Annotated in this window: 7 protein-coding genes; 4 read left to right on the forward strand and 3 right to left on the reverse strand. The window is 39.8% G+C overall.

What is annotated here, in order from left to right:
• Positions 1-215 precede the first annotated feature (215 nt).
• Positions 216-950, reverse strand: a complete 735-nt coding sequence (locus tag CWC17_RS15555) for a substrate-binding periplasmic protein (protein WP_138613902.1) — start codon at positions 948-950, stop codon at positions 216-218.
• Positions 951-1,116: 166 nt separating this feature from the next.
• Here CWC17_RS15555 and CWC17_RS15560 point away from each other — a divergent pair, with 166 nt between their 5' ends.
• The 3 genes from CWC17_RS15560 to CWC17_RS15570 are packed head-to-tail and all read left to right on the forward strand — an operon-like array spanning position 1,117 to position 4,543.
• The gene (locus CWC17_RS15560) at positions 1,117-2,283 is read left to right on the forward strand and encodes a paraquat-inducible protein A (protein WP_249935934.1); all 1,167 of its coding nucleotides are present in this window, start codon (positions 1,117-1,119) and stop codon (positions 2,281-2,283) included.
• Positions 2,280-3,935: an intermembrane transport protein PqiB gene (gene pqiB, locus CWC17_RS15565; RefSeq protein ID WP_138613906.1), complete on the forward strand. Its 1,656-nt coding sequence runs from the start codon at positions 2,280-2,282 to the stop codon at positions 3,933-3,935. Before CWC17_RS15560 ends, pqiB begins: the two co-directional genes overlap by 4 nt.
• On the forward strand, positions 3,935-4,543 hold the full coding sequence (locus tag CWC17_RS15570) for a PqiC family protein (protein ID WP_138613908.1): 609 nt from the start codon (positions 3,935-3,937) through the stop codon (positions 4,541-4,543). The genes pqiB and CWC17_RS15570 overlap by 1 nt, the downstream gene beginning before the upstream one ends.
• 386 nt (positions 4,544-4,929) lie before the next feature.
• Here the strand turns inward: CWC17_RS15570 and CWC17_RS15575 are convergent, their stop codons facing one another.
• Positions 4,930-7,821: an insulinase family protein gene (locus CWC17_RS15575; RefSeq protein WP_138613909.1), complete on the reverse strand. Its 2,892-nt coding sequence runs from the start codon at positions 7,819-7,821 to the stop codon at positions 4,930-4,932.
• A 168-nt stretch (positions 7,822-7,989) separates the two neighbouring features.
• Here CWC17_RS15575 and CWC17_RS15580 point away from each other — a divergent pair, with 168 nt between their 5' ends.
• Positions 7,990-8,409, forward strand: coding sequence for an MAPEG family protein (locus tag CWC17_RS15580; protein ID WP_138540226.1), 420 nt, complete (start codon positions 7,990-7,992; stop codon positions 8,407-8,409).
• A 47-nt stretch (positions 8,410-8,456) separates the two neighbouring features.
• Here the strand turns inward: CWC17_RS15580 and CWC17_RS15585 are convergent, their stop codons facing one another.
• The gene (locus CWC17_RS15585) at positions 8,457-9,215 is read right to left on the reverse strand and encodes a peptidylprolyl isomerase (protein ID WP_138540227.1); all 759 of its coding nucleotides are present in this window, start codon (positions 9,213-9,215) and stop codon (positions 8,457-8,459) included.
• Between the last annotated feature and the right edge of the window lie 327 nt (positions 9,216-9,542).

Below are 9,542 nucleotides of genomic sequence, written 5' to 3' on the forward strand. Positions count from 1 at the left end.
AATAATACTTAATCATTTTCAGGGGCTAAACGTGTCGCTATCTGCGTTAAAAAATTCTCATTTACGACTGCATGGATGCAGAAGGTAGAGCAATGCAGGGGCAATTGCCGATAACAACTAAATAGCGAATTTTTGCTTTGCTATCAACACGTTTATCCATCCTCAAAATAGATCTCTTAATTATGCGGATTGGTATAATTACACCTACGGCCATGCTATTTAGCATGGCCGTTTACATTTAATAGCTGCTGATATTTACCACTTTGCTTTATGGCAACTAGGCCTTTATCAAATTTTTGTTGCAGTAACGGGTTATTAAAATAAGCGGGCCTTGGCGCTTTTGGAAAAATAGCATGAATATTAACGGGTAATGAGTGCGAATAGTTAATGTTATAATAATGAAAAATACGCTCATCGAGAACAATTACATCCACCCACTCTTTCATTAGCCTATCAAATTGTGCACGTTGATTGACTACTTCTTCATAACTTGCAAACTGAGCAACTCCTTTTGCAAATGAAGGCGGTAAATAAGCCGTTGCATTTTGAAACCCTAATACACTTTTGTTATTTAAATCATTTACACTCTCAATAGCAAAGTCACGTTTTTTAAGTGATACCGCCACATTTTTATAACTCAATACTGGCTGACTTGGGTAAGTACCTGCATCGCGCTTTCCTGCGTAATTAAGCAAGATATCCACCTTACCGCTATGCAGCTGCTGCTCGGCGCGCTTGTTAGACATATAAATAACCACAATATTATCTAAGCCCTGATCAATAAGTGCTGCTTTAATTATATTAAGCTGTATACCCGTATCTGTTTTTTCTATTACATAGGGAGGAATAGTCGCACTAGCAGCAATCACCACCGGCTGTTTTTGCTGAGCGGCAGGCACTGGCGGGCTTATAAAAAAATAGCTAATACAGTAAAATAATAACAGCCTCACATTAATCCTTACGAATTGTTATTGCGCTTAATGATTAATCGCGTTGTATTAATAGTTTAAATATAGCAAAATTGCGTAAACATTCTTCTTTGATGGTTATAACTTGCAAACAATTTGCCCGTGTTGCGATTTAATAATAGATATACCCGCAATAGCCGATAAGCAAATGGCCGTGTGCCCGCATTGTCACCATAAGTTGTGCGAAGGCGATGTAAACAACGATAGTAAAGTAGTCGCGCTGAGTATTGGCTCATTACTTATGTTATTAAGTAGCATGTTTTACCCGTTTATTTCATTTAGTAGCAGCGGCATAACGCAAACAATTACCTTGCCCGATGCGGCCCGAATTTTATTTAATTACGACAGTGAGTTACTTGGCTTATTTATTGATTTAAGCATTATTGCGCTGCCAATGAGCTTACTGATCATTCTGATCCCTTTACATCTTGGTCTTTTGCAAACATTGCCAGAGGGTATAGCAAGGCGATTGCTCAAGTTTACCTTGGCTCTTGAGCCTTGGATCATGTCGGAAATATTTTTAATTGGCGTATTAGTAAGCATGGTTAAAATTATGTCGCTTGCCGACATTAGTTTTGGCGCCAGTTTTTGGGCCTATATTGGCTTTGTTATTATGTATATTGCAGCACTTGCTCATGTAAATAAGCCGCGTTTATGGGCACATATTAAACCAGCAACATCTATCGAAGATGCAGCAAACGCTAAACGGGCAATTGATCAAAATATAAAAGCCTGCCATGTATGCCACCAACTTTGTAAAGAGGAATACTGCCCTCGCTGTCACAGCAAAACACATATTAGAAACCCTAATAGCGTCCAAAAAGCGACAGCTTGGTTAGTCACCTCAGTGCTATGCTATATACCTGCAAACTTATTACCAATAATGCACACTACAAGTCTGGGTGATGTGTCACCATCAACCTTAATTGGCGGCGTACTGACACTTTGGAAAAGTGGCTCCTACCCCATTGCCGCCATCATATTTTTAGCCAGTGTGGTGGTGCCTTTAGCCAAAGCCCTTGTGCTTAGTTTTTTATGTTTTATGGTGGCAAAACCTGCTAACAAGCATACAAAAGGCTATACTAAAATTTATCAACTTACTGAATTTATTGGCAAATGGTCAATGATTGATGTATTTGTTGTTGCTATACTCGTCGCCTTAGTGCAACTAGGCAACTTAATGTCAATTACCCCAGGGCTAGGCATTGTATTTTTTACTGTTATGGTAATATGCCAAATGATGGCTGCACATGCGTTTGATCCACGCTTGTTGTGGGATACACCAAAAAACAAACATTCAGAGAATAAAGCATGACCGAAACGGCTAATGTAACAAACAAACCAAAAATCTCAGCTATTTGGATTATACCGCTAATAGCCTTATTAGTTGGTATTTGGATGTTGTATCAATATCAAGCAAATGTAGGCCCTACTATTTATATAAAAATGCCCCATGCAGAGGGGATTGTTGCAGGTAAAACAGAAATAAAGGTGCGCAGTGTTAAAATTGGTCAAATTGACGCTATACGCCTCTCTGACTCGCAAGATAGCGTAATTGCCCGCGCACAAATAGACAGAAACTACAATGAACTGCTCACCGACGATGCCAAAATTTGGGTTGTTAAACCCCGTATAGACGAGACTGGCATTAGCGGCATGAGTACGCTTTTGTCGGGTGTTTATTTAGAGTTTTCCCCAGGGGAGAGTAAAAAACTTAAAGAGCGTTTTGTATTACAAGACGAGCCCGCCCTTATTGGTAAAGATGTAAAAGGTGGGCGTTTTCAATTACTCAGCTACAATGCTGAGGTACTCGAAGTTAGTACAGGCATATTTTTTAAAAATTATAAAATAGGCCAAATAGAAACCGCTACCTTTGACTGGAAAAACCAAGCAATGAAGTACGGCATTTTTATTAATGAGCCGTATCAAAACCTCATAACATTAAACTCTATTTTTTGGGTTAATGCCGGAATTGAAATCGACTTATCAGCCGATGGTATTAATATAAGTACTGGCTCACTAAGCAAGCTCCTCAAAGGCGGTATTTCGGTTGGCTTACCCGATCAACAAGCACCCGGCGATATTGCACAAAACGGCCACAACTTCTCGTTGAGTCAAAGCTACAAAGAAGCCTTGGAAGAGCGCTTTTACGACTTTGATTACTACATTATTGACTTTGAACAATCAATACGCGGCCTACGCCCCGGTGCCCCGGTGGAATATCGTGGCACTCGAATTGGTACAGTGGTAGAAGCGCCCGCTAACGTTATTGTTGATGGTAAACCCGCGCACTTTAAAAACCACAATACAGCGGTGCCTGTACTGATTAAAATAGAGTATGGCCGTTTATATCACGATAGCGCAGCGGCCAGAGAATTTTGGCAAAGCAGCCTAACAGGTTGGATAAAAAGTGGTATGCGCGCCTCTTTAAAGCCCGGCAATCTTTTAACTGGCGCAGTGTATGTTGATTTTGATATATACCCCGACGCCCCTAAAGCGCATTTAGCAAAGCTTGCGAAGTATGATGTTTTTCCAAGTATATCCAGCGGCATTACCGTGCTTGCCGATCAGGTCTCGGATGTGCTTAACAAGGTAAACAGCTTAAAAATCGAAGACAGTCTCGCGCAAATGCAGGCTACATTCAGTGACTACCAAGCCCTCGCTAACGAAATGCGCGCGTTATTAAGCCAAAAAGAGACACAAAATTTGCCCGGCGACTTTAATCGTAACTTTGATAAAATGACTAAAAGTATGGAGCAGTTTGAAGTCACCATGCGTCAATTTGATAAAACCATGGCTAGTTATCAGGCAGGCTCTGAGTTTCACCATCAATTACAGCAAACATTACTTGAATTTAAACGTTTAAGTGAGGAAATTCAGCCGCTGACACGCGGCTTAAATGAACAACCAAATATGTTTATTTTTGATAAAGCACTCCCTGCTGATCCACAACCAAGGAAGCAATAATGAAACACTTATTTTTAGCCATCACTGTGTTAATCACTCTTGCAGGGTGCAGTGCGTCAATTCAAACAGCGACGCAGTATTATCAGTTTGAACAACCCATTGCTTCAACATCCCGTCATGTTAAAGAAACAGATGCGCAGCTTAGAGTACAAACTGTGGCCCTTAGAGGCGCATTAAATAATTTAGGCATAGCGATGAAAATTGATAACAATCAAATTCACGCAGCAAATTACAACCTGTGGGGGGAATCGCCCGATGTTATGCTTACCGCTACAGCGCAACAAACCCTTTTTAATGCCATGCCTAATTGGATGGTCATCAAGGGTTTACCGGTAATTACCGAACTTGATCAGCAAACGTTTTACGAGCTTGAGTATGAAGTACACCACTTTAATGGAGATATGCAAGGCAACGCTGATATTTCAGGGTTATGGCGCTTATATTACACCCATCCAGAAACTGGCCGCAGCTTGATTAGCGTACATAATTTTTCACATATAGTGCCTATAGATGACGACGGTTACGATGGCTTGGTGGCCACCCTTGAGCAAACCTGGTACAACATAAATTTAGATGTGGCAAAAGCGATAGAAAAAGCACGTATTTAAACACTAACTATAGGGCGGTTTTATGGTCACTAAAAATCGCCCCCCTCCCCTTTTTTATTTAAACAGGGCAGAATGTAGCCAATTTTGCTACCTATGCTCAAGCTATTATCAATCTAACATCCGTATTAATGCCAATTTACTTAATTAAGTAAACCATTTTAAATGCTGGCAGAGCGTATTGGTAGCTGGCTAAAAATTCTAATCATTTGTTATAAAAGAGAATTAATATCGCAGATAGCGACATGTTTAGCCCCATAAAATGATTACGTATTATAGCGCATGGGTATAAGTTATCAGCTAATTGATGCGTATAGCCTAAAGAAAATATAAAAAACCCAGTACATATTTGCACTGGGTTTTGCGTTAAATACATAATCTATACAAAATTATTTTTGTAATTTTATACCTTTGTAATAGGTTTCCAGCGATTTAATTTTCGTTTGATTTGGTAAATCTGCAAAGTCGCTTTCTATAAACTTAGTACCACGTAGTTGAACATTTAAACGTGCAGCTTGCGGGTTTAACATAGTTTGTTTGTAATACTGTTTAATATCTTCAAGCGTTACTTTTTCGACTTCATCAATTAGTTTTTGTTTAGAGTCAAAATTAAAGTTTTCGCGGTACCAATCAGTAATGAGAGGCCCCATCTCATCGCTTAAGTTTTTAGGTTGCTCTTTGAGAGATACAAGCGTAGCGTTTTTAAGTTGGGTAAAGGTATCTAAACTCATATTATCAAGCTCTACCGCGTACTCTTTTTTGAATTGATCAAAACGTGCCTGAATTTCTTTTGGCCCTTTAACCGGCGTTTGTATGAACAAGCCAATTGCCGAGTAATCCTCTATTGGGCGAGCCAACGCACCTACTGCATATGCAAGCTGCTCTTCGGTACGCATTTTGTCAAACGCAACCGTTCTAAAGTGACTTTGTAGTACTGCAGCTTGTGCTTTTTGTTTATAGCCGACTATTGGGTGTACGCTCATATCTACAACAGCTACATCAGCTACATCAATGTCTTTTTGAAGTACCCATGTTTCGCCTGGCTGCGGTAACCATGCTTTACTGCGCGCAAACTCACTCGATGTATGATTGCTTGGTAGAGTGGCACTTAATTCATTGGCTATCGATTCTATATCTTGTTGATTGTAATTACCGTAGCTAAATACACGTAAATCGTTGGTGGCAAACGTGGCTGTTTTTAGCTTGTTTAAATCGGCAACGCTTAACGCTTCTGCCGCTTTTATCAGTGCCTCTGTATCAAAGCTGCCTGTGCGGATAAGTTTAGAGTAAGCGCCAAATGCTTGTGCATACGGAAATTGCTTTTGCTGATTTAACAAGCCACGTTTGTAGCGATCAATTGCTTGGTTAAATGCTTGTGCCGTTACCTCGGCTTTTAACCCGCTTAGCGCTTGTTTTAAAAGTACATCTTGCTTATCGGTAAAGCCACTCATTGATAAAACTAAACCGTTACTTGGCGCAAGGTTTATACTCATGCCGGCAATGGCCGCTTCGGTACTTAGTTGGCTTTGTTGCATGTTATATAAGTCAGCCCATACTGCGTATAGTACTTCAGCCTTAATATCGTTTAAGCCAGGTTGAGTATTAATATATACCTCAACCAGCCCCTTCGGCTGAGCTGCAAATTTTTGGCTTGCTTGACGCCATACTTTTACGCCGTTTTTATCGTAAGCCAATTCAGGGTGTTTTTGCTCTTTAAACTCAGCTGTTTTAATGGCAAAGCTTTCTGGTAGTAAGTTATTTACACTGGGTAAAGCAAGCTTAAACTCGCTTGATGTTTTCCAACTGGCAATTTCGGCATCGCTAATATCTTCAATGCGGTATTTACCGTCATAAAAATGCAGTTGCGAGTCGGTTTCTTCTTGTTGCGAAATATACCATACGCGCAGCGTATCGGGATTTAATTGTTTAAGTACTGCGTTTATTGCCTCTGCGTCAAATTTGGCATAATAATAAGGCGCATCAATGGCATGATTTAATGGGTAATCTTGCATGCTGCCTGTAAGCGCGCTGACATAGCTAAACTCATCGCCTTTTTCTAAAAACTTAAATTGATTGCTAAGTGATGTACGAATTTCATTAAAGTACTTAGCATCTACACCTTCTTTTTTAATCAGTTCAATGTATTGCATAATAGTTGCGACAATTGTTTCGCGGTTTTTCATGCCCTCATCGGTTAATTCTAGCGAAATAGTAAGCGCGCCGTAATTGCCGTACTGACTAGGAGAAGGAGATGCTGTTAATTGCGATACCCAGCCTTTTTCGCGTAGTAATTGTGCAGGGCTACCTGGCATTTCATTACTTAATAAATAACTGACATAATGGTTAGGTTTAACCGCAAAATCGCTGCTGTTGTTATTAATAGTAAACTCAAGTTGCAGCTGTTTTACGTCTTCATTAGGTGAGTAATATACTTTTTTGCCACCGGCTTTATCAAAATCAAGCTCTGCGGTAACAGATGGTTTTTCAATGTGTTTATTTTCAATATCGGCAAAATAAGTTCTCGCTTTTTGCTCCATTTGCTCAATTGGCAAGTTTGAGATAAGCGCCACTTTCATAATGTTAGATGAATAGTATTTATTGTAAAAATCGACTGTTTCTTTGTGTAATTTGCTACCTTCTTTGTCTCCTAACGTTTCTAGATTACCAATTAAAAAACGATTAGCTGGGTGATCCCCCATCATTTTACGGGCAAGTTTAAACTGGCCAAAAAAGTCCATTTCTCGGCGCATAGACCACTCGGCATTTACAGCGTTTTTTTCTTTATCTGCATACTCTGGGTAAAGCTTAGGGGCTTTAAAAAAATCAGCAAAACGGTCTAACGCTTCGTCAAAAGCGTCGTTATTAATTTTAAACATGTAGTTGGTAATATCGAGCCAGGTATACGCATTATTTACCCCGCCATTTTTAGTCATAAAGTCAGAGTAGCCTTTGGTATCTGGGTAGCGCTCTGTGCCTAAAAAAAGCATATGCTCTAAGTAATGTGCCATACCTTGCTGCATCATAGGGTCGTGCAGTAAACCTACACCTACACTTAGCGATGCTGCCGATTTTTCAGCGCTTGGATCAGAGACTAAAATGACTTCTATTTCGTTTTCAAGCTTCAGAGTTTTATATTCACGCGTGTCATTTGGGCTTACAACTAATGTGTCTGAGAGTAAGGTGTTTTGCGAAGAACTAGCAACCGGTGAGGTAGATGATGTATTTGTACAGCCACTTAAAACTGCTAAAGCGATGGCGCTAAAACCAAGAATTTTTTTCATTTTGTTTTTCCATTAAAATTGCGCTTAGGATGCGCTAAAAACAACACAACAGGACTAAATTAACACTAACAATTAAGGGTTTACCACAAAATAATACTAATTTATGTAACACATTGTGAAAAACACCTGCATACTTAAAGTCAGTAAAATAATAACGAAGGAAATAGGATGGAAAAAATAATAATACTCGCCATGTTTGCACAAGTAACGTTATCGCTAATTGTAATGGTAATTATGGGCAAACGACGCTTTGCGGCTGCAAAAAACAGACAATTACAGTTGAGTGATTTTAAAACCATGCGCCTTGATAACGCAGGCGATACCGTACGCGTAGCCGATAGAAACTTTACTAATCAGTTTGAAATACCTGTGCTTTTTTATATCGGGTGTATTGTTGCACTGCAACTTAACAGCGCCAGCTACTTAATAACCGCGCTTGCATGCTTATTTGTTATTTCGCGTATTGTGCATACGGTTATTCATATTGGCAGTAACAATATAAGAATGCGCTTTAATGTTTTTTTACTTGGCTGCGCCAGCGTGTTTGCATTATGGCTTGCGATTGTTTGGCGAATTTTAGCATTTTAGTAAAAGCGGCTTTATTAGCCGCTTTTTATTTATTGTTTAACAAATAGTTAGTATTTGGCGCGATTTAAGCGTTTACCCACACCAAGCAGTGCAATTAAGCAAAAGCCAACCCCCATACTCCCACCCGAGCTACTTGACGAACCAGCCTCAGAAGGTGAATCCTCTTGGCTTATTAATGTATTAGCTGTTGGGTTCAAGCTGGCAGATGAAAGCGGGTCGTCATCTAATACCACCACACTATTAATAGTGACAAAGTTAGCGCTGCTCAAAGCGACATCGCTACTTGAGCATTGTTCACTGGTTATATCAACTAACGGAATATCACCACAGTGTACCAACCCTGTAATATTATCGAGCGTCGCTTGGCTTTGCGCTGTAATTTGTCCAAATACTGTAAAACCGCCATTTTGAGTATCAAGCGCTTCGCTATTATCAACCATATTAAAAAACCACTGGCTCGTTGCGCTGTTTTCATCGTTGGCTAATTTAGCCATCGCGATTGTGCCCTTCACATTAGATAAAACAGGCTCATTAACAACAGCAGGTTTAGTGGTTATTGGCACTAATTCGTCGGTGAAAGTAAAGCCACCGCCTTGTATTACAAAGTCGCTGACTGAGCGGTGTATAACAGTTTGGTTATATGCGTCATCTTCAATATAACTTAAAAAGTTAGCAACCGTATTGGGGGCTTGTTGATCAAACAAGTTAATTTCTATTACACCGTGCGAGGTTTGCATTTCAACAATTGTGGCTTGGCTAGTAAAGCACGAAAACGCAAGTAGCGAGCCAATCAGACACTTTTTCATTATGAGTCCTTTTGTTATTGTTATTTAAAGTAAGTGTTAATACTAGGGCGTGTAGACCTTTGCGGATTGAAATTTGTTCAATCTAGGGGCGATCTAATCGCGGCGCGAGGTTTGTAACCTAGTGGGCTAAGTAAAAATCGAGCAACAAAGAGTCAATCGTCCCTAGAAAGAACCCATAGGGCAGCGCATGTTTGGTCTTTATGCTGCGATATCGCGTATTTATGGGGAATAACCACACTACATAGGCTCTGCCTTGCCTAAATACAAAACAAACTGCTACAAATTCAAACTCGAAACAAAAAAATGCCCTAATAGAGATAAAACTTT

The sequence above is a fragment of the Pseudoalteromonas sp. S3785 genome (assembly GCF_005887365.1).
Lineage (GTDB): Bacteria > Pseudomonadota > Gammaproteobacteria > Enterobacterales > Alteromonadaceae > Pseudoalteromonas.

Bases quoted from the DNA above. Each gene is read 5' to 3' on its own strand.
- CWC17_RS15580 (WP_138540226.1), top strand. From the start codon at position 7,990: ATGGAAAAAATAATAATACTCGCCATGTTTGCACAAGTAACGTTATCG.
- CWC17_RS15570 (WP_138613908.1), top strand. From the start codon at position 3,935: ATGAAACACTTATTTTTAGCCATCACTGTGTTAATCACTCTTGCAGGG.
- pqiB (WP_138613906.1), top strand. From the start codon at position 2,280: ATGACCGAAACGGCTAATGTAACAAACAAACCAAAAATCTCAGCTATT.
- CWC17_RS15560 (WP_249935934.1), top strand. From the start codon at position 1,117: ATGGCCGTGTGCCCGCATTGTCACCATAAGTTGTGCGAAGGCGATGTA.
- CWC17_RS15575 (WP_138613909.1), bottom strand. From the start codon at position 7,821: ATGAAAAAAATTCTTGGTTTTAGCGCCATCGCTTTAGCAGTTTTAAGT.
- CWC17_RS15585 (WP_138540227.1), bottom strand. From the start codon at position 9,215: ATGAAAAAGTGTCTGATTGGCTCGCTACTTGCGTTTTCGTGCTTTACT.